Annotated in this window: 26 protein-coding genes; 17 read left to right on the top strand and 9 right to left on the bottom strand. The window is 42.7% G+C overall.

Annotated features, from left to right (window positions below; translation table 11 throughout):
• The first annotated feature begins 15 nt into the window (after window positions 1–15).
• Complete coding sequence (locus LVD17_RS24165) at window positions 16–417, top strand: thiol-disulfide oxidoreductase DCC family protein (RefSeq protein WP_233762183.1); 402 nt, start codon at window positions 16–18, stop codon at window positions 415–417.
• A gap of 225 nt (window positions 418–642) precedes the next feature.
• Here the strand turns inward: LVD17_RS24165 and LVD17_RS24160 are convergent, their stop codons facing one another.
• The 4 genes from LVD17_RS24160 to LVD17_RS24145 form a co-directional block, all read right to left on the bottom strand.
• Window positions 643–1,143 (bottom strand): YciE/YciF ferroxidase family protein, encoded by a 501-nt coding sequence (locus tag LVD17_RS24160; protein ID WP_233762182.1) that lies wholly within the window; start codon window positions 1,141–1,143, stop codon window positions 643–645.
• A 139-nt stretch (window positions 1,144–1,282) separates the two neighbouring features.
• Window positions 1,283–1,648 carry a response regulator gene (locus tag LVD17_RS24155; protein WP_233762181.1) on the bottom strand — a complete coding sequence of 122 codons (366 nt, stop codon included), beginning with the start codon at window positions 1,646–1,648 and terminating at the stop codon, window positions 1,283–1,285.
• A 232-nt stretch (window positions 1,649–1,880) separates the two neighbouring features.
• A complete protein-coding gene (locus LVD17_RS24150) occupies window positions 1,881–2,135 on the bottom strand; it encodes a DUF2188 domain-containing protein (RefSeq protein WP_233762180.1) in 255 nt (84 codons plus the stop codon).
• 10 nt (window positions 2,136–2,145) lie between these two features.
• Window positions 2,146–2,586: a DUF2267 domain-containing protein gene (locus LVD17_RS24145; protein ID WP_233762178.1), complete on the bottom strand. Its 441-nt coding sequence runs from the start codon at window positions 2,584–2,586 to the stop codon at window positions 2,146–2,148.
• A gap of 404 nt (window positions 2,587–2,990) precedes the next feature.
• Between LVD17_RS24145 and LVD17_RS24140 the strand changes: the two genes are divergently transcribed.
• Entirely contained in the window at window positions 2,991–3,302 is a 312-nt protein-coding gene (locus tag LVD17_RS24140; RefSeq protein WP_233762176.1) for a dodecin family protein, read from the top strand.
• Window positions 3,303–3,319: 17 nt separating this feature from the next.
• Here the strand turns inward: LVD17_RS24140 and LVD17_RS24135 are convergent, their stop codons facing one another.
• Both LVD17_RS24135 and LVD17_RS24130 read right to left on the bottom strand, forming a co-directional pair.
• Window positions 3,320–3,694, bottom strand: coding sequence for a PRC-barrel domain-containing protein (locus LVD17_RS24135; protein ID WP_233762174.1), 375 nt, complete (start codon window positions 3,692–3,694; stop codon window positions 3,320–3,322).
• Window positions 3,695–3,988: 294 nt separating this feature from the next.
• Complete coding sequence (locus tag LVD17_RS24130; protein WP_233762172.1) at window positions 3,989–4,165, bottom strand: hypothetical protein; 177 nt, start codon at window positions 4,163–4,165, stop codon at window positions 3,989–3,991.
• 257 nt (window positions 4,166–4,422) lie between these two features.
• Here LVD17_RS24130 and LVD17_RS24125 point away from each other — a divergent pair, with 257 nt between their 5' ends.
• On the top strand, window positions 4,423–4,644 hold the full coding sequence (locus LVD17_RS24125; RefSeq protein WP_233762170.1) for a hypothetical protein: 222 nt from the start codon (window positions 4,423–4,425) through the stop codon (window positions 4,642–4,644).
• A 93-nt stretch (window positions 4,645–4,737) separates the two neighbouring features.
• Here the strand turns inward: LVD17_RS24125 and LVD17_RS24120 are convergent, their stop codons facing one another.
• Window positions 4,738–6,144, bottom strand: a complete 1,407-nt coding sequence (locus LVD17_RS24120) for a neutral/alkaline non-lysosomal ceramidase N-terminal domain-containing protein (protein ID WP_233762168.1) — start codon at window positions 6,142–6,144, stop codon at window positions 4,738–4,740.
• A 253-nt stretch (window positions 6,145–6,397) separates the two neighbouring features.
• A complete protein-coding gene (locus LVD17_RS24115; protein ID WP_233762166.1) occupies window positions 6,398–7,156 on the bottom strand; it encodes a GAF domain-containing protein in 759 nt (252 codons plus the stop codon).
• Window positions 7,157–7,641: 485 nt separating this feature from the next.
• On the opposite strand from LVD17_RS24115, the gene LVD17_RS24110 reads away from it, so the two are divergent.
• The 3 genes from LVD17_RS24110 to LVD17_RS24100 all read left to right on the top strand — a co-directional run bounded on the left by LVD17_RS24110 (window position 7,642) and on the right by LVD17_RS24100 (window position 10,847).
• Window positions 7,642–9,309: an alpha/beta fold hydrolase gene (locus LVD17_RS24110; protein ID WP_233762164.1), complete on the top strand. Its 1,668-nt coding sequence runs from the start codon at window positions 7,642–7,644 to the stop codon at window positions 9,307–9,309.
• 174 nt (window positions 9,310–9,483) lie between these two features.
• The gene (locus LVD17_RS24105) at window positions 9,484–9,840 is read left to right on the top strand and encodes a hypothetical protein (RefSeq protein WP_233762162.1); all 357 of its coding nucleotides are present in this window, start codon (window positions 9,484–9,486) and stop codon (window positions 9,838–9,840) included.
• Entirely contained in the window at window positions 9,840–10,847 is a 1,008-nt protein-coding gene (locus LVD17_RS24100; protein WP_233762160.1) for a type II TA system antitoxin MqsA family protein, read from the top strand. The genes LVD17_RS24105 and LVD17_RS24100 overlap by 1 nt, the downstream gene beginning before the upstream one ends.
• Window positions 10,848–11,766: 919 nt before the next feature.
• On the opposite strand, the gene LVD17_RS24095 is transcribed toward LVD17_RS24100, so the two are convergent.
• Window positions 11,767–11,952, bottom strand: coding sequence for a hypothetical protein (locus LVD17_RS24095; RefSeq protein ID WP_233762158.1), 186 nt, complete (start codon window positions 11,950–11,952; stop codon window positions 11,767–11,769).
• A gap of 30 nt (window positions 11,953–11,982) precedes the next feature.
• Here LVD17_RS24095 and LVD17_RS24090 point away from each other — a divergent pair, with 30 nt between their 5' ends.
• The 11 genes from LVD17_RS24090 (at window position 11,983) to LVD17_RS24040 (ending at window position 20,160) form a co-directional block, all read left to right on the top strand.
• Window positions 11,983–12,558, top strand: a complete 576-nt coding sequence (locus LVD17_RS24090) for a Pvc16 family protein (protein WP_233762156.1) — start codon at window positions 11,983–11,985, stop codon at window positions 12,556–12,558.
• The gene (locus tag LVD17_RS24085; protein ID WP_233762154.1) at window positions 12,555–13,331 is read left to right on the top strand and encodes a hypothetical protein; all 777 of its coding nucleotides are present in this window, start codon (window positions 12,555–12,557) and stop codon (window positions 13,329–13,331) included. The genes LVD17_RS24090 and LVD17_RS24085 overlap by 4 nt, the downstream gene beginning before the upstream one ends.
• 24 nt (window positions 13,332–13,355) lie before the next feature.
• Entirely contained in the window at window positions 13,356–14,993 is a 1,638-nt protein-coding gene (locus tag LVD17_RS24080) for a phage tail sheath family protein (RefSeq protein WP_233762153.1), read from the top strand.
• 51 nt (window positions 14,994–15,044) lie between these two features.
• On the top strand, window positions 15,045–15,518 hold the full coding sequence (locus tag LVD17_RS24075) for a phage tail protein (protein WP_233762152.1): 474 nt from the start codon (window positions 15,045–15,047) through the stop codon (window positions 15,516–15,518).
• 258 nt (window positions 15,519–15,776) lie between these two features.
• Entirely contained in the window at window positions 15,777–16,226 is a 450-nt protein-coding gene (locus LVD17_RS24070) for a phage tail protein (RefSeq protein WP_233762151.1), read from the top strand.
• Between the two features lie 39 nt (window positions 16,227–16,265).
• Window positions 16,266–16,721, top strand: coding sequence for a phage tail protein (locus tag LVD17_RS24065; protein WP_233762150.1), 456 nt, complete (start codon window positions 16,266–16,268; stop codon window positions 16,719–16,721).
• A gap of 2 nt (window positions 16,722–16,723) precedes the next feature.
• On the top strand, window positions 16,724–16,882 hold the full coding sequence (locus LVD17_RS24060; protein WP_233762149.1) for a DUF5908 family protein: 159 nt from the start codon (window positions 16,724–16,726) through the stop codon (window positions 16,880–16,882).
• Entirely contained in the window at window positions 16,882–17,586 is a 705-nt protein-coding gene (locus LVD17_RS24055; protein WP_233762146.1) for a CIS tube protein, read from the top strand. The genes LVD17_RS24060 and LVD17_RS24055 overlap by 1 nt, the downstream gene beginning before the upstream one ends.
• A gap of 2 nt (window positions 17,587–17,588) precedes the next feature.
• On the top strand, window positions 17,589–19,244 hold the full coding sequence (vgrG, locus tag LVD17_RS24050) for a type VI secretion system tip protein VgrG (RefSeq protein WP_233762144.1): 1,656 nt from the start codon (window positions 17,589–17,591) through the stop codon (window positions 19,242–19,244).
• 61 nt (window positions 19,245–19,305) lie between these two features.
• Complete coding sequence (locus LVD17_RS24045) at window positions 19,306–19,707, top strand: GPW/gp25 family protein (RefSeq protein WP_233762142.1); 402 nt, start codon at window positions 19,306–19,308, stop codon at window positions 19,705–19,707.
• Between the two features lie 24 nt (window positions 19,708–19,731).
• Window positions 19,732–20,160: a contractile injection system spike tip protein gene (locus LVD17_RS24040; protein WP_233762140.1), complete on the top strand. Its 429-nt coding sequence runs from the start codon at window positions 19,732–19,734 to the stop codon at window positions 20,158–20,160.
• Window positions 20,161–20,164 lie beyond the last annotated feature (4 nt).

Raw genomic sequence — 20,164 nt, 5'->3', positions numbered from 1 at the left:
GGAATGTTTAAGAAATTGAAAAGAACCTTATATCCGCCAGCTAAAAAACCTGTAATGGTATGGGACGGCAAATGTGGATTTTGCCAATACTGGATTACTGTCTGGAAAAAACATACCGGAGGGGCTATTGAATATGTTACTTTCCAACGACAGGCGGGCAGGTTTCCTGATATTCCAGAAAGTTATTTTGAAGGGGCCGTAAGGTTAATAGAGCCTGACGGCAGGGTTTATAATGGTCCTGATGCCGCCTACAGAAGTATGAGGTATTATAAACGCAGACCTGTGAGCTTTTTTCACAGGTGGTATACCCGTAGCGGTTTTTTCAGAGCAATCAGTGATTATGGTTATCACTTTGTCACTACACACCGGCCGTTTATGCTAAAGCTTTCGAAGCTGATATTTGGCAGCAGACCCTGACTCAGTGAATGGGGAAGGGAAGAAGGCAGGGCCAAATAACGGGTATTAAGCAAATTTATAAAGGAGACACCAACATTTTTGAATCTGTGTTTGCGACACCTGTTGGCACAGGTTACGGGTTTCAGGGGTAAACCTTCAGATTGTAAGCTTTGAAACATCTTAAAAAAGCAGACAGGCTATACCCTAGTCGGATATAGCCTGTCGAGGATTACCTGAACCAATACACTAGTGAGATGCTTCAGCTTTGGCGTTCACATTTTTTGAGACCGTGCTTAGCTTTTGGTCAGCATTTTTCTCTTCATCAAGAGTTTCTGCCAGCTTATTTTTAATGTCAGTGTATCCAAGGCGTTCTGCAAAAGTGCATACTGTTCCGTACCCAGCTATTTCATAATGCTCTACACGTTGTGCTTCTGCAATGAGTGCAGCATCCATCACCTCAGGGTCAGCGTCTTCCTTAAGCATATCCTGGGCTTCTTTGATGATCCCCTGCATAGCCTTACAGGTCTCTCCCTTTGGATCCATTTCCAGCTTTTTACACACTTCTTCCAGCCTTTGCTTTTGATTTTTGGTTTCTTCAAGGTGATGCTCAAAAGCCTTCTTAAGATCAGGGTTCGACGCTTTTTCTACCATTTTAGGTAGTGCATCTAAAATTTGAGTCTCAGCACTGTACAGATCTTTTAATTCATGCTTAAACAGGTCTTCGAGGTTATTTAGTTTATTAGCCATAGTCTTTAATATTTTTTTTAGTTTTAAATCTTTTGACTATGGTATTAGCAAAACTATGCCATTTTATAACTTATTGATAATCAATTCGCAGGAGTTCGTTTATGGGGAAATATATGCAAAGAGCGTTGAAAAATATCATCTACGCTGCTATATGGGCATTGATCTTACTTACAAGCTCTTTGATTTCAAACGGTTTTGCGATAAAACCATCAGCCCCGCTTCTCTTGGAAATCATTTCAATTTCGTTATTGGCTGAGAGTATGATTACGGGTATGTTTTGATATTTAGGAGATTTTTTCAGCATAACGGTTGTTTCCTCGCCACCCATCTCCGGTATCCATAAGTCCATTATTATCAGGTCCGGCTGATGGTTCTCTATTTTCTCGGGTACTTCTTCACATGTGGTACAAACATATACCTGAAATCCTTTCCCTGCTAATATTAAAGAAACGATCTCAATTATATCAGGATCGTTGTCGCAGAGCAAAACCTTTTTCTTCATCATCTACTATACTATTCCTTAGTTTCCTATCACTACTAAATAAACCGAACTACCGGATGGGTCTAACCTGAGGATTAATTTGAATCACTCACTATAACACTAATTAAGCAACAACAAAACTTACTTAAAGTTATAGAGAAATTAAAGTAATTCTAATCTGTCGCGGTTTTAAACAAGTACACAGGCCAGAAATGGCACTGAGTATGTTGTGTATGCCGGGTTTCCTGTTTTTGTTTTACACAGTAGACCAGGTTTCAAAGCTGATAGGATCTGAGAATCTTGGAAAAATTCTTTTTTCCACCAGCTCACCATGCTCGGAATAGATGAGTATTTGAGCCGGAAGATGTGTTTTTGCCAATGCAATAGCTTTATTTATGGCATCTTCTTTTGATGTACCGGCAATACCGTTGCCATGTAGCGGGTTATTTACAGTTACCCTCCATTCATCAGAGTGCTTTCTTACATAATAAGAATGTTCCAGTGTGTCCATAGTTAAAAATTTATGCCGCTTCAAACATTGCTTCTTCCAGCTCTTGTTTAAGTGGGTATTTGAAAAAATTATAAGATAATATGCCAATATACTTATTGATGATCCTTACAGTTGTAATGACGGCCTTCAAAGCCGTTACTTCATTGCTTAACACCTGTTCTGCATGCATTTTGTCGTTGCGCATAACCTCCCTGACGAAATCATCCAGATGCCTGAGTTCAATTCTGGGCGTCTTCAATCTCCAGTCAGAAACATAGATGATCTTTACCGGGTCAGGCAGTAATTGTATAAGGTCGGCTGATTCCGAATAAGTAAGGCTGCTGCGAAGGGTGTGAAGCACGCGCCCTATAACTTTTCCCGCCTTGAAATTGCAAGGAATCCCTAATGCCTCCTTTATCTCTTCCAGACAGCCACAATCATTCTTCACTAACTTATTGTAATCTATCTCCATGGCAGGATCATCATTTTAATGGTAGTTGAGTACACTATTTAAAGTATAAAATGATGCCAAAAAGGGGGTGCTTGATTAACTAACTTATTTATAGATAGTTATATAAGATGTTTAAACTCATTTTTTTGAAAAAATGTGGAAATAGACAGTTAAAAATGTGGAAAATTTCAAACGATACCGCAATCGTTTGAATGATTTATTGTCTATGATATAACCTCAACATGTGAGACAATTACGTGTAAGTGTAGCTTCAACCTCGTAGCCTGCTTCAGAGTATAATAAATTCCGGCGGGCACATATATCTACGCAGTCTTACAATAGAGTACATAGCATATTACTAAAAGTTCAAAACCTTCTAAAATCGATCGTCTGGCATGAATTTTTTACTTGAGTAAAGTAAAATAATGTCTAACCAAAAACAATTGAAGTTATGGGTAACAGAAGTAATAGCCGGATCAGAGAAGGGTTTTTCTGATGCCACTCAAAAAGCGCTTGATGAAGCTTCAAAAAGCGTTGATAACATAAGGTCTATCAATATCAGCAACATGAATGCGAATGTTGAGAACGGCAAAATAGTGTCATATGGAGTCAATGCAAAGATATCGTTTACCGTAGGGGAAAAGGATACAGAACGGTCAGCCGAGCATAAAAGAGAAGTGGCACACGCCCAAAAAATTAAGCAGTTTACAGGTTCGCCAAGGTTTATGAACCTGTAAACTGTTTTTATTACAAACTAATAATCCGTAGGATGATACCTTGTCCAGTACGGTTCATATCCGTAGTGTTTATAGATAGAATCAATAAATGTGCGGTCTGCATGAGCAGGCCATTCATCTTTATCAAATCCCGGAGCATTTTCAAGGTGCTCTTTCTCAATGTCAAGTATGATAGTATCTTGCCGGCTGGTGTCGAACTCCAGGGCTTCCATAGGTATGGCAAAGAGCTTTTCACCAAAGCCTAAGAAACCGCCAAAGGATAATACAGCATACGCTATAGTGCTGTTTTCCCAATCAATCATCAAATCTTTGATCTCACCGATATTTTCGCCTTTGGCGTTTACAACATCAGTTCCCTCAATAGTGGTAGCAGAGATAAGTTGTGTGTTCATGTTTGTTTGCATTTATGCGTGAATAATAAGAAGAGTGTTAAATACTTTCACTTTTCAATGCACACATGAAAAGCAAATGCCACAAAATTAAAATACTCTTTAACAGTAAGTTAGCATTTGTGACATTGGCTCATGTGGTATTTTACATACATCAATCTGTAAATAAACTTTCGCAATGATGTTATTTTTGCCAGTTTATCAGGGCACTGCCAAACCTGCCGGTCGGCTGAGGAATACGACTTTGATTAACGCTTTTTTCTTCACTTTCCGTGTCATCATATTCGTCCATACCCATCATATTACACAGGCTGTAAAGTTTTCTTTTTTTCTTTGAATTTCCTTCAAATGAATAGCTATGGTGGGCTTAGCTTCTTCATTATAGCTTAAAAATTTTCTAAGCTTCCTTTCCTCTGATTTTAGCAATTCTATCTGATCTGTAATCATCTGAGTGGGTTGTTTCTCTGGTATCATGGGCACAATAATTAATGATTTGAAAATAAGCTGATGATAATTTTTATCTCAGGTATTGTGATACATAAAAAAATGATGCCAGCCCAATTTATAAACTATAGCGGCTATTTGGCCGCATACCTGTGGGGAAATATACACATGTACTGTAGTCATTTGCCTGTTATTGTGGTTTCCGTGAGCAGTTATAAACTTTTTGCAGCTCATAGGAGTTTAAACACCTGAATGCTCCGGAAAGTAGAGCAGTTGAGGAAGGAAAAATGAGAGAGAAGCATCCCCGGTTTATCCAAACCACCATTGGATTTATATTTAAAATACAGTCTTATGCTGACGGATTATTGATAATCAATCAAGGTAATTATGTAATCCACTATAATATCATAAATGAGGCCTTCTATGGCCAGGAGAATAATAAACTGGTAAAACGAGACCTGGAGCCTTTGCATCCGGAAGTATTTAAGTACTGGATGGCCAAGCTGTAACATTGTACCCCTGATACCGGGGTTATTGATCACCATGTATGAAGACAGCCGGTTGTTTACTATCTGACCGGCTACAGGTATTTTCACATTCTTCTAAAAGTCCGCTGAGATCAGTTCTTCCTTAAGTTCCAGCTTATCAGTCTCTGTGATTTTTTGTAATTCCGTCTTATATTTTTTTAGTATTCTTCGGCCACCCCTGAAGTTGAATAAAGAACTTCTGGCATCATATTCCCCTTCGTTATATTCATCCTGAGTGGTGAAATATCCCACATAGTCATTGGTAAGGCCCAAAACCCATGCATGGTCGCAGCCCATCTCCATACTCAACGTTTTCAACTTCAGGCCTAGGGTAGTTGACGCTTCCCCCGGCCATGTAAACATAATGATATCGCCTATTCCTACAATGGAGACCCTTGTACGCTGATTCATGAGTCCGGGAATTGGTATCCTTAATGGAGGAAGCCAATCTTTTTTTGCCAGGGTTTTACTGTTAGCATACTTGAAAGAATATCCCGGAATGCCCAGCCATATCTTAGAGCTATAGCTGGTAAGGTTCGGAGCTACCGGTCGAAGATCTTCCAGAGCAGGTGCCGCCTGCCGTGCAAACTCTTCACCGATCCATTGCATTTTGTCGTAACCCCGTTCTATTACCCCTGCATCTCCCAATGCGCCCTGAAATAAAGCAATAGTCGGCTTAGCCGAATCCGGAGGGTTTTTTGATCCGATCAACTGCTCCATATTTCTTTCAATAGCTCCTATAACGTCCGCGCTATATTTTAAATTTGATGAACCAAGAGATCCTCCGTGAACCGCATAATTGATCATTCCTCCCAACCAGAGCCCCCTGTTATTCCTCAATAATAATATCTGCACCTCATCATCTACATGATACTCCCTGTTGTCTCTCCATTTGTTCTTTTGAAGTCCATCAGTGTGGAAGCCAGTGCGGTAAAGTTCCACGGGTTCCTGCTGTTCGATGGCCTTTAGTATACTTTCATGCACCTTGCTCACCATGTAATCGTAATTCTCCCTTTGAAAAAGGTCTGTAGCCAGTACAGCCAGGGGTAGCTTACGGGTCAGGGTACCGGGGCCGGAATGTGTATGCGTGGCAGAGATAAACAGTTGGTCCCGTTCAAAGCCAAGTGGCTTAAGAAGTTTATAGATACTGTTGACAAAGCGGTAGCTCACCCCGATCATATCCAGGCTGATAAAGAGAAGCTTTTCCTGGTCGTTTTGCAGAAATATCACTTTGCTTCTGATCGCATCATGGCGGCCAACAGAAGGCTTAAACATAAAGCAGTGAGGGATTTCGCCTTTCCAGTCAGCCTTTTCAAGCCTTCTGTTCTTCGACCCGTAGCCAGCCAGCGGGATGCCTATCTCGGGCTCAATATCGATACTGACTGCACTACCCCGCAATGTCCCCTGACCCAGGCACGATGGGACACCAGCTATAGTGAGTATTAAATAAAAGAACAGTCCGGGTTTGATAAATGTATCCATCAGTATTAATGTAAAACAGCAGTTGACAGACAAAAATTCTGCGCCGTAGGGCGTTGTTTATCTTAGTTTCTCTTAAAGCCTGTGGTTGTAAATTTTTTTATGCCGGTGGGTGAGTGCGCGTAAGAATGCGCATAACCGGCAGATGTCCCAAAGTAGTATCTTTGGGACATATATGTGGAGTGCCATATCAGGAATTTATAGCCATGCAGCTAAACAATACAAGCCGGTAAACCGCCATATGCAGGAATATTTATCATCTGGCGGCTTCCCCTACCTTTTCTAAAGTCAGACCAACAATGTTGCCCATAAGGTAGGCAAAAGTTTCCTCGTCTGTGGTCCATTTTCTGAAATTACCGGTGTGTTCATGGCATACCACCCCAGCCATTTTCCCATGTACATAAATGGGAACATCAAGCATGGAGTTGATTCCAAGAGGACGCAGATAAGTTTCTGAAAACTCCGCAGTACCCGGGTGTTTGTGTGCGTTTTCTGCAGCCAATGTACGTTGAGTGGCCACCGTTTTGAAATAATTAGGAAAATCGGAAGCTTTGAGAACTATACCTTCAGAATGCTCTTTAACAGACTTTACAAACAAATCCAGGCACTCAATGGCCGTGCGTTGCTGATTGTACAGCCAGATACTGGCGCGCTCCACTTCAATGGCTTCTACCAGAGCCTCAGTTATGCGCTTGGCTGTGGCTTTGAGATCATTCTCATAAACAGACCGCGTGGAAGTAAGGTCTGCAAAAATATTCATCTGTTTTCGAAGTTTGTCCACGGTGGTTTTCCCCGTCTCAATAATAGGAGAGTGGCCGTTAGTCTGTTTATCTCCCCCAAATTCTCTTTTAATCACCTTAAAGTGTTCCTCAAGAAGCTTGAGATGTTCCTCGTCATCCGGTTTCGATTTTGCTTCAATCGAAGTCATTTTTGCTAATAGCGACAACCTCGTACGCGCCTGGACACCGCCTAGCTCGCCTGCTTGCAGAAAATAGTCGAAAAGTTTTTGTGCCATGGTAACTGTGGTTTTTAATTATAATACTATCTGAATAGGTACGGCTTAGGTTCACTCTGGATCCTTATGTTAATAACCAATCTAAGGACAATAGTGTTTTTAATACTGTTGTGAAATAAAGCTTGAACCCGGAGGAGATGATAAGACCATAATTGCTTAAGTAAAAGCCCCTGTTTGAATCACAAAGTCACCGGTTTTCCAATCAAAGCTACCCAACCTTGGGTAGCTTTGGGAACCTTTGCTAGTATTAATAATCTATTTATACCTATGCAAAATTCGTCATCAACAATAAAATCAAAAAATATTTATGTTATAGCGTGCTGATGATCAGGCATATACGCTAATGAGGGCATAATGTGATATTTCCACAGGCAACGCTGAAAATTAGGCCACCGTATTTGTGTAGGTTGGTAGATGGCCATATGATACATTTTCCGACCAATGTTGTGCTTTGGTATACAAGGGATTTTAATCAAAGAAAACTTATGAAGCCTGTCACTCAATACACAAAAAGCGGTCGTATCAATATAGCCTATCAGGTATTTGGTGCAGGACCGGTTGATCTCGTCTATATTCCCGGCTGGGTTTCCAACATCGATTGTATGTGGGCTTGTCCCGAACTGGTTGATTTTCTGAAGGAGCTGGGCAAGGTCTGTAGAGTCATTCTTTTTGACAAACGAGGTACAGGACTATCCGATCGTGTTGTGGAGCTATCCACGTTAGAAGAGCGAATGGATGATATAAGAGCAGTTATGGATGCCGTTGGTTCGGAGAAAGCCATACTTTTTGGCCATTCTGAAGGAGGCTGTGTATCCACCTTATTTGCCGCCACCTACCCGGACCGGGTGATCTCTCTGATCACCTTTGGGATATTTGCCAAACGGAGATACTCTCCCGACTATCCCTGGGCACCAACAGATGAAGAGCGTCAGGAGGTCTATGATATGATCGAAAATAGCTGGGGAAGCGGGGAAATGTACCTGGAGTCACTGGCACCTTCAAAGGCAAACGATAAGGTGTTTATGGATTGGCTGGCCAGTTATTTCCGTTCCGGGGCTAGCCCGAGTGCAGCGATGGTGCTCACAAAAATGAATACACAGGTTGATATCATAGACATCCTGGGCTCAGTCAAAGTACCCACTTTAATGATACAGCGAACCCATGATATAGATGTGAAAATTGAAGAAGGGCGATTCATTGCAGAGCGTATACAAGGAGCCAGACTAGTGGAGTTTGACGGTAATGATCACCTTTTTTGGGTAGGGAATACCGAAGAAGTACTGGATGAAATACGGACATTCATATTAGGAATTAAGCCAAAAGAGCGCTACGAGGAGCGACTGTTTACATTTGTTACCGCCAGGGTAGTGTCTTCTGTACTTATGCCATCCGACCGCCAGCTTATTGATCAGTTTGTAAAACAATACCGGGGGAAGGTTGTCCGGCATAACCAGGATACTTTTACAGCTACCTTTGAAGGGCCAAGCAAAGCCGTCCATTGTAGCTTAGACCTTGCCAGTGCTTTTCGGAGAAGGGATGCCCGGTTGGCCTTTGGTATTCACATCAAAGAAGCTACCGCTGATGAGGCCTACTTCGTAAATAGTGATACAGAAGAATGTCTGGGAGCGATGCTTAAACATGCAAATGCCAATCAAATACTGATCACCCAGACTGTGAAGAGCCTGTTATCAGGTGCCGGACTGAATTTTACTAAATTTAAACCGTTTTTCGAAACAGGATCCTGCGAATCTGTTTTACTCTACCAGGTGTCGGATCAGGCGTTAACCGGCGGACCTTCAAACGGCCTGCCGCACATACAGCTGCCGCAAAACGATTCATTTCTGGAAAATGTGCTCCAAAGCATTGAGGCGCATCTGGATAATACCTGCTTTGGGGTAGAAATGCTATGCAGAGAAGTGGCCATGAGCGAGCGGCAGCTGCAGCGAAAGCTCAAAGCCATTACCAATAAGTCACCCAACCAACTGATCACCTCCGTGCGCCTTCACCGGGCAAAAGAACTCATGCTCTACAGCCAGGATAATATCGCAGAAGTGGCCTATCAAACAGGCTTCTCCAACCCCTCATACTTTTCAAAATGCTTCAAAAAGGAGTTTGGGTTGAGTCCATCGTCCATGCTTCAAAGCCAGAATTGATGACCGGTTTTTTAAAATGTAAAAGAATTAGCTAAGCATCGCGAGTTTAATAACTGGAATGATAAGTTTTGAATAGTCAACTATAAAGTTTGTTTTAGGAAAATAATTGATTTGTAAACAACTATAAAGTTTTTATATCAATTTTGATTAAATTTGTATTGTAATGTTGAATAGATGGCTACAAAAACGGAGGTTGAGCAATTTTTAAGGGAATTTAAGGAGAAAATGAAATTGACTGACGTCTTTTTTCGAGACGATCGGGGAAAGAATGCTCAAACCCTGGCTGATTTAGAAATTAGACCAATTGATAGAAAAAAGATCTTGCTTGATTTAAAAGTAGTAGATTATGCTGAAGGCCCATTAGAGGATACGCTTTACAAAAAAAGTGATATGTGGGTTTTTGGCAAGGAGGTAAAAAAGAATGAGGTATATATAAAGATATCTATTGGATATGGTGAAGGTGGGGTGATATGCATTTCGTTTCACATAGCTGAAAAACCAATGAACTATCGATTTAAAGAACAACAGTAATGAAAAGCCCAATTACAGGAAAGGAAATGTTACTAAAATTTGAGTTAAGAACACTTGATTTTAGAAAAGAGTCATTTACTGTGGCTTATCACTTTTATTTATGCGAGGAAAGTGACGAGCAATTCACAACTACTGAATTAGATGAATTGAATATGATTCAATTATACAATCAGTATAGAGAAAAACACAATCTGCCATTCCCTGATGAAATAAAAGAAATCAGAAGAAAATATGGTTTGCCCGCTACCAAAATGTCTGAAATATTAGGCTTTGGAATTAACAGCTATAGAAATTATGAAGGTGGTGAAGTACCAAGTTTGGCAAATGCAAGATTGATTCAATTAGCAGGTGATCCGGTGAAGTTCAGAGATTTAGTAGAACTGTCTGAGAATATTGAAGTAGAGTACAAAAAGAAACTTCTTAAAAAGATTGAATTGCTCATTGAAGAGCAGGAAGAGAATTTATTCTCATTGGAATTTCAGGACTATTTATTAGGAGACCACGTTTCAAACCAATTTTCAGGTTATAAAAAGCCAAGCCTGGATAAGCTCACTGAAATGGTAATATTTTTTAGTGAAAAACTAGAGCCTTGGAAGACACAGCTAAATAAGCTTCTTTTTTATGCAGACTTTTTAATGTTCAAAAAAACAGGTTTTTCAATTAGTGGGGCCAGGTATAGAGCGATTAATATGGGACCTGTTCCAAATAACTACAATAGCATTTTTGAATATATGTCCAACAAAAGGGATATAGATATTTGGGTTACTGAATTTCCAGGTGGAGCCGTAGGAGAGCAATTCAAAGTAAATAAGAGTAGAAAATTTAATACGAACGCATTTAGTGATATTGAACTGGAAGTACTAAATACTGTTGCAGCCAAATTTAAGCGCACAGCTACAAGTGATATTATAGAAATAAGTCACCATGAAAAAGCGTGGAAGGCTAATGAAAAAGAAAGAAAAATAATTAGTTATAAAGACTATGGATTTGAATTAACAGAACTTTAATATCAGGAGTCAATAAAATATAAAAGCCTACATCCTGTGGCTGTCTGCCCCCGGTGCCTGTCCCCCGACAGCCACCTTTAATCAGGCTCAGCAAGCACTTTAAACCCTGAAATTAAGCATGCAGTCAAAGGTTTATACACCGCCCAGATCCGGGAGACCTTGAATATTTTCTATGAAGTTTGGTGGTAATATTTCGGGTTACAATACAGAAAATTTCAGGGTGACGATATGGACGTTGTGAGGAGGAAACTTTCTTCCCAGCAGAGTCTCTCGCAGAGGACTCTGCGTCATTCCTGCCCCCGGTGCCTGTCCCCCGACAGCCACCTTTAATCAGGCTCAGCAAGCACTTTAAACCCTGAAATTAAGCATGCAGTCAAAGGTTTATACACCGCCCATATCCGAGAGACCCTGAATATTTTCTATGAAGTTTGGTGGTAATATTTCGGGTTGTAATACAGAAAATTTCAGGGTGACGACATGGACGTTGTGAGGAGGAAATTCTTCCCAGCAGAGTCTCTCGCAGAGGACTCTGCGTTATTCCTGCCTCCGGTGTCTGTCTCCCGACAGCCACCTTTAATCAGGCTCAGCAAGCACTTTAAACCCTGAAATTAAGCATGCAGTCAAAGGTTTATACACCGCCCAGATCCGGGAGACCCTGAATATTTTCTATGAAGTTTGGTGGTAATATTTCGGGTTACAATACAGAAAATTTCAGGGTGACGATATGGACGTTGTGAGGAGGAAACTTTCTTCCCAGCAGAGTCTCTCGCAGAGGACTCTGCGTCATCCAGGCACCACCCCCCAACAAGCATAAAAATCCCGCCATGTCGGGAATGTTGCATCCGGTCAGATTTGTGCTAGAGTGGTGTCGTAAATGTTATAATTTTTAACGGATTAGTATTAGTTCTAAGGTGTCATTTCACCCTACCTTTGTTATATCAAAAGCGAATATAACAGCATCATTTGGATTAACCAGAACGGTAAATCCAGAATCAAATAAAGATCCTGTTGGTAGTGAATTCAAGTTATTAATAAAAAAATCACATAATAAATAGCGCGACATCAAGCTGCCAATCACATAGATTCCGGCAGCAAAGTCAGCCATTTAAGTTTCGGTTTTTACCAGAATATAAGCATGATACATAGTGTATTAAACGTACTAAAAGAAAAGCTAAACGAATACTTCCGGCTAAAGGCCGCAGTAGACGGAGACCTCGTGAAGTTCATAGATAGCGGAGCCAACGACCCTGTCTCGTTCACCAACAATGCCATCACACCCTTTCTGATCAATGTCTCCGAAGATCGTATATTCAGAAAGCCCGATCAATATGCTGGCATTACCCACGAAGGGATCAGAACACAAATCAACCCCGAGATCCGACTGGAGCTTCTTGTCCTTTTCATTTCCAAATTCAGCGATTACAACCAGGCACTCAATTTCCTGTCCTATGTGATCAGGTTTTTCCAGGCCAACAAAAATTTTAACCAGCAAAGCTCACCGAAACTCTCCGATGAAAACATCGATAAGCTCGTCATAGAGCTCGTGTCATTGCCCCTCGAAGAGCAAAACCAGGTGTGGCACTCATTGAATACATCCTACCTGCCCTCAGTGCTTTACAGAATACGGGTACTCACATTTTTGGACGAAGAGAGCATTGAACATGTCGGAGAAAGCGCATCAGTTATCAGTTTTAACAAAGTAGACCAATGAGATACAGTGAGTTTTTTAAGATAGAGATCAACCATCAATACTTTGAAGCCGATGAAATGGTAGAGATGGTCATGACACCTGATGCGTCCACCCTGCGACTATTGAGAGGGCAGCGGTTTCTGGTGAAGCCCATGATAAACGGGATAAGAATATTAATGGAGCTTGATGATCAGGGTACCCCAAGACATAACCTTCAGCTCGGGGACGTACTGACCTTCGAAGTCTACCCAACCTCCAATACCTTTCACGCCTTCACAGAAGCGCCTGACTTTGGAACGGGAGAAATACTGAAGTTTACCAACCTCGGGCTGAGCAAAAATGAAACAACCCTGGCTGTATCGGTAGCAGAGGGAGCAGGTTCCTACAAAGGATTTCCAATAGCCGCTAAAGTAGAAATAACCATCGATAAGGCATTGATAGCTGCCAATGCAGCTCAAAAATACGCTATGGCATTTTCAGCCAAATCAGCCAGGTGGAAATACTACTTTGTATCAGATGAAAGCACATCGAACCTGACCATTGAAGACAGAAGCCAGCAACTACGCTTTAAGAGCGTAGACCTTCAAAACGATACAGTAGATAAAATAATCATGGCCCTCAGGTCAAATTTCCCGCACGAAAAACTATTCCTCTTCGAATCGGAAACACCCATAGCCTTTCGGAGGAGAGCCTTGAAAAATCTGCAACTGACCCGTAATGAAGATGTTATTATCAGCCATCTTCCTAACCCGGATCTGAAGGACAGAGACTTTAAGATCATTCAAATTAAATAAGTAAAACAATTAAAATTAATAGATATGTCAAGTTTTTTAACACCAGATGTTTATACCGAGGAAGTGCCCACGTTGCCCCCTTCGGTTGCAGATGTATCCACTGCAGTTCCAGCATTTATAGGATACACCGAAAAAGCAGTCAAAGAAGGTAAAAGTGTAGCCGGCCAGGCTGTTCGCATTTCCACTTTGCTAGAGTACAAAGAAATATTTGGCGAAGCACAGCCAACATCATTTTCAGTATCAGTCAATGCAGATGATTCTGTAAAAGGTATCAACGTAGCACCTCCCAAAAGCTGGTTATACTATGCCCTTGACCTGTACTTCAAAAATGGAGGAGGAGAGTGCTACATCATTTCAGTGGGTACTTACAGCGACCAGGTCACTAAACAAGCCTTTTTAGACGGTCTGGAAACACTTAGCAAAGAGGACGAACCCACCCTCATTATGCTCGGTGAAGCCACCCAGCTGGCCTCAGCAGATTACTACGAAGTATGCAAGGCCGCATTGAGCCAGTGTGCAGACCTCAAAGACAGATTCTGTGTGTTTGATGTGCGTAAGGACGATGCCAAAGGTGAAGAATTCAGAAACGGCATAGGAACCAACAACCTGAAATATGGAGCCGCCTATACCCCATATTTACAAACCTCCCTCAACCACATATACAAAGATTCGGAGGTGCAGATCTCAGGCGCATTGGCTGTAGATAGTCTACAGTTTGAAATACCAGGAACCATAAAAGTGATCTACTCAGGCCCGGCATCTGATCAGCCAAGATTCAAGATCAACAAAGGTACAGCCGCCAGTGCACCCGATTTTACCATTGCAGATGGCTTATTGACCATCACCAATGTAGGGGATGGAAAACCCGTAAGCGAGGTCATCAAGGCATGGGAAGCTTTTGCGGCTAAAGAAGACTTCGATATCAAATCACTGGATAACGAAGGTACAGTAGTTACCACCAACAGTGCGGTAAACGACCTTGCCCTGGTATCTTCCGATTCATTTACACTTGCCAGTGTGAAGAGTACAAAATCAGCCCTTTATAGTAAAATTGTCAGCGAGCTGGCCAAGCAAAGGGTTATACTGCCACCGAGTGCAGCCGTAGCCGGAGCCTACTCTACCACCGACAGAACGAGAGGCGTATGGAAAGCCCCTGCCAACATAAGCCTGAATGCGGTTATCGGTCCCGTAACAAAAATCACCTCGGCCGACCAAGAGAAGCTAAACGTAGACGCCAATGCAGGCAAGTCTATCAATGCCATTCGCAGCTTTACCGGAAAAGGTACACTCATATGGGGCGCACGCACACTGGCCGGAAACGACAACGAGTGGAGGTATGTCTCAGTTCGCAGACTATTCAACACCATAGAAGAAGCCACTAAAAAGGCATCGTACTTTGCTGTTTTTGAAAACAATGATGCCGCCACCTGGCTGAAAGTAAAAGCCATGATCGATAGCTACCTCTATGGCATCTGGCAGCAGGGCGCACTTACAGGCTCAGTACCCGAGCAAGCCTACTTTGTAAATATCGGACTGGGCAAAACCATGACACAGCAGGATATTCTGGAAGGACGCATGATTGTAGAGATAGGTATCGCGGCCGTACGACCAGCAGAATTTGTCGTGCTTAGATTCTCTCATAAACTGCAAGAGGCTAACTAATTATAGCCTCTTCAAATCATAAAAATTGATAACAAAATTAATACATAAAAAATGGCCTTAACCAAAGATCAAATAAGAACAGACTACCCTTTGCCGATTTATAACTACAGGGTAGACATCAACGGTAAGTCGATCAGCTTTTCAGAAGTTTCAGGCCTGGAACTGGCCTTCGATACCATCACCTATAAAGAAAGCTTTACTGATGGCAGCAAAAGCGGACCCAACATCATGTATATGCCAGGGCAGATACAGCCCGTGAACATTTCCCTGAAAAAGGGATTTGTGAAAGGGAAAAGCATCGAAGCATTTTACAGCTGGATCAATGATATCGGACTCAATCGCGTGGACAAAAGAGATATCGTAGTTCACCTGCTCGATGAAACCGGAACCACCGTAGTGAGCTGGACAGTGATCGATGCATTTCCAACCAAACTTTCTGCGCCATCTTTCGATGCAAGCTCCAACGAAGTGGCCATCGAATCTCTGGAGCTGATGGCCTCGAGAGTGACCATGGCAGAAGCCTAGGGTGTATTTCAGGGATCAAGCCGAATTTCTGCGGAAACACTGACTTTTCGTCTCGGTGTATGACAGACAATTGTTAAAGGCAACCGGCAAAAGCAGTTGGCAAACTGGTATAAAATAGCACCGGACACAGTTTACTGGTTTTCATTGGTAAGCTTCACGTTGCAGATTTTATTTTCTGATCCATTTGCTCCACAGTTTTTCAGCTCGATCCTATTTCAAATTCAGGCTTTACAATGGCTATACCATAATTAAATATCAATGGCAACGGATAAAGAGAAAATCGCAGGAAGCTACCCTTTACCGGTATATAACTACCAGGTAATTATCGATGGAAGTGAAGTAATGTCCTTCTCGGAAGTATCGGGATTGGAGATAGATTACAACCATGTACTCTACAGGCATGGACTCAGCTGGCTTACAGGAGACCACCTGGTACGGGCACAGCGCAAACCCATCAACGTTACCCTTCGGAGAGGAGTAGCCAGAAAGCGCGCCTACCTGTACGAGTGGCTCAAGTCAGAAGAAAAAAAGGATATCAGAATTGAGCTGTGCGATGAGAGAGGCCACGCTATTGTAAGCTGGGACGTTTCCCGCGCATTGCCATTCAAACTAGATGCCCCGGCATTTAGTGCCGGCACCAATGATGTAGCCATTGAAAGCCTGAATTTGATTGCCCACGATTTGAGGATAACCCATTCAGAGGCTTAAGCACAAACAATTTTAAAATAAGCATTAACCCATTTTACTATGGAAGGATTACTAGATCCCGCATTATCACACAGGTTTTCAGTCCTGTTCCTCCGGGCAGGAAGATTGCCCTACCTCGGAGATATTTTCTTTCAGCGGGTAAGCGGGCTCAGTTCTGAAGTTCAGCTGGATACCATCAATGAAGGAGGGCAGAACCTGCATGCATACAGAGTACCCGGTCGCATAGGCTATGGCAACCTCATTTTAGAAAGAGGCTACACGCTGCTGTCACCATTAAGAGGAGAATTTCTAAACACCTTCTCCAGGTTTCAGTTTGTACCCTCGCAAGTCATAGTCACCCTGATGAACGGTACCGGCATTCCCCTTGGGGCATGGGTCTTTGAGAAAGCCTATCCCGTAAAATGGTCCATTGCAGATCTAGATGCCCAGGACGGCAAAGTAGTGATCGATTCCATGGAGCTCGCTTACACCAGGTATCAGGCGATAACCCTATAAACATGGCAGTAGAGATAAAAGAGATCGTGATAAGGGCTGTACTGACCGAAGAAGAAAAGCGGAACAGTTCAGGCGCGAATACCGCCTACCAAAAGCAAGCCCTGGTGCGCGAAACAGTCAAAGAAGTGTTAAAAGTATTGGAAAAGAAGAAACGTAGATAATGGGATTTTTTAGTTCAAAACTTGAGAAGGCCTGCCTCAGGGCCTACGAGACATCCGACAGGTCGGGGAATTTTGCAGAGTACGAGTTTATGTTCAACCCCGAATCATACACTGTCAGCATCAACAACAATCACGATATGTCCGTGGGGATAGGAAATACGGCCGCATCAGCAGCCTTCAAGTCCATCAGTCCCGAGACCGTACGTTTTAAAATGATCATCGATGGTTCCGGTGTAGACGATGAATACAGCTTTGCTGCAGCCGCAGCCCTGACAAAGGAAGATTCCAACATAGTTAATGAAGACATAGATTTCCTGCGCAAGCATATGGGGTACAGTGGAGATATCCACGAGACAAGATATCTGGTATTTAGCTGGGGAGCCTTCATATTTCCCTGCCGCCTAAGTTCTGCCCAGATCAACTACACCCTGTTCAGTAAGAGCGGATCACCCCTGAGAGCTGAGATTGACGTAGACCTCTTCTACGATCGCAAAGAAGAGATCCAGACCGTCATAGAAGGCAAAAACTCTCCGGACCTGACCCATGTGAGAGTAGTAAAAGCCCACGATCAACTGCCACTCATGTGCGAAGAAATTTATGGCTCACCCCAATACTACCTCTATGTGGCCAAAGCCAATAATCTCGATGACTTCAGAAACCTGAAAGCAGGCCAGGAGATCTACTTTCCACCCATTGAAAAATAAGCATGGCAGATACTATAATCATAAAAGACCAGAACAAGCGGGAAATACCAGGGCTCCGGATCATGTCAGTGAGTACCGAACATGAGTTCAATAAGATTCCCAAAGCGGAGCTCAAAGTAATAGTGGGTAACCCCGCAACTCAGAAGTACAAGCATCTCGATAACGGATACTTTGACATTGGGAAAGAGATAGAGATCCTGATCAAAGAAGAGAGGAACATGAAGTCTGAGACCAAAATTTTCAGTGGGGTAGTGGTCAGTCTCAGTATCGAAGGCTCAGGTTCGGCCCATGAAGGCAACATCCTGCAAGTAGACCTCAGCGATCAAGCAGTTAAAATGACTAACAGCCGGGTCAGTAGCGTCTATGCCAATAAAAATGACAAGGATATTATAAGCAACATCCTTGAGAAGTATAAAGATAAAGGCCTGGGGGTCGATAGCCTTGCCAAGACCGAGGTAAAACACACCCAAATGGTGCAAAACTATGTAACAGACTGGGATTTTATAGTTTCCAGGGCCGAGGCCAATTCGCAACTGGTTTTAGTGGAGGAAGGTAAACTATCCACCGTCAGGCCTCAAATTGCCGGCAAAGCCCGCCAGGAGATTGAAATCGGAGGCACCCGACCCGCACATATACTCGATGTAAACCTGCAGGTAAATGGCAGCGATCAATACACCCAGGTTGAAGCCCGCGGGTGGAATGGAGCCAAACTTCAGGTCACATCACCGGAAAAAGGAACATATGAGCTCAAAACAGGAAACCTGGACGGCGAAAAGGTTGCCCAATCATTCGGGTCAGAGGGCACCAGCCTTTTCCATCCGGTTCCTATGGGCACGGAAGAACTCCAGTCCTGGGCAGACTCACATATGATGAAATCCAGGATGTCACTGCTCACAGGCTCCGTAAAACTGCGTGGTAAGGATAACAAAATCAAAGTTGGAGATACGCTGGAGATCAAAGGCGTAGGCAAACAAAATTCAGGAAAGAACATCGTCTCCAGAGTGATCCATGAATGTGCCGATAGTAGTAGCTGGACCACTGAAATATATATTGGAATGGGAGCCGATTGGTTTTCATCCTCAAAAAATATAGTAGATACCCAGGCAGCCGGACTCCTGCCCGGAGTCAATGGCCTGCATGTGGGGATAGTCCAGGCATTTGAAGAAGACAAGGAAAAACAATACAAAGTAAAAGTAGCCATACCCGCATTTGGTGCCGAAGGTACCGTATGGGCACGCCTCTCTTCCGTCTATGCCGGAGATAAGACAGGCATACTCTTCAGACCTGAAAAGAACGATGAAGTAGTCGTAGGCTTTTTGAATGATGACCCCCGGCAAGTGATCATACTGGGGGCCATGCATAGCTCATCACGGCAGGTACCCATGGCAGTGACCAAAACCAACGGACAGAAAGGCATCTTCCTGAAGTCAGGCTACAGGTTGCTTTTTGATGAAGACAATGAGGTAGTTACCCTCGCAACTTCCGATGAAAATTATATCACCATCGACAAAAAAAATAAGAAAATAACCCTCGCAGATGCCAATGAAAATAAAATAGAGCTGGCCCAGAGTGGTATTTCAATCAATACCCAGGGAGACCTCAGCATCAATGCCAAAGGGAAAATAAAGATTGAAGGTGAAAAAATTGACCTGATATAAGGACCAACGACAAAGCAGTGATCAACCTGCACACATTGAAAGAGACAAAACAAAAACAGCCATGGAAAATAAGTTTTTAGGTAAAGGATGGGCATTCCCACCGGAGTTTTATGCCGGAGGAGCCGAAGTAGAAATGGTTTCAGGAGAAGAAGACATCAAACAAAGCCTGCAGATCATACTCTCTACCTCATTAAATGAGCGGACCATGAACTCAGGATTTGGTTGTGAGCTGAGCAGGTTTGTATTCGAAGAAACCAGTCAGCGCATGATCCACGACATCCGGAAAACGGTAGCCAACGCCATTCTCCTGAATGAGCCCAGGATCAAGACAGATGAAGTACAAGTGCTTGACACAAGGTTGGATGAGGGGATAATCACCATATCAGTAAACTACCTGGTGCGATCTACCAACAACAGGTTCAACCTGGTGTACCCATTCTATCTGAATGAAGCAACGATTTAGTAGAACAAGAGCAAAGAGTACAAGATGGCATTAGACATTGTAATTATGGATGGAGACGTGGTAGAGTTCTTACCGATAAAAGGTGTTCAATTTCTGAATCCGAAACTTCAGAAAAACATCAAAGCCTCGGGTAAAACAACCATTAACGGCAAGCGGGTATGCGTAGAGCGAGATGAAAAAAGTGTAGAGATCCCTTGCGATTATACCACCTCTATTTTCTCTCAGCCGGGAAAAGGAACCCTGACCATCAAAGAGTTAAAACCCGGGCAACTAACGCAGAAAACCAAAAGCGGGCGTAAAAAGATCATTTTGAAAGGAAAAACATTCGTTTCACAATTCAAGGTCACATCGCCCGCGAAAATGGCACCACCAGTCAATACAGCCGACCCCATACAAGTATATCCCGGTACAGGGCAATTTATAACAAACAACAAGAACACTAAGGCAACTTAATTCA

It is taken from the genome of Fulvivirga ulvae (genome assembly GCF_021389975.1).
Taxonomy (GTDB): domain Bacteria; phylum Bacteroidota; class Bacteroidia; order Cytophagales; family Cyclobacteriaceae; genus Fulvivirga; species Fulvivirga ulvae.
This window is presented reverse-complemented; position numbering and strand designations above follow the sequence as displayed.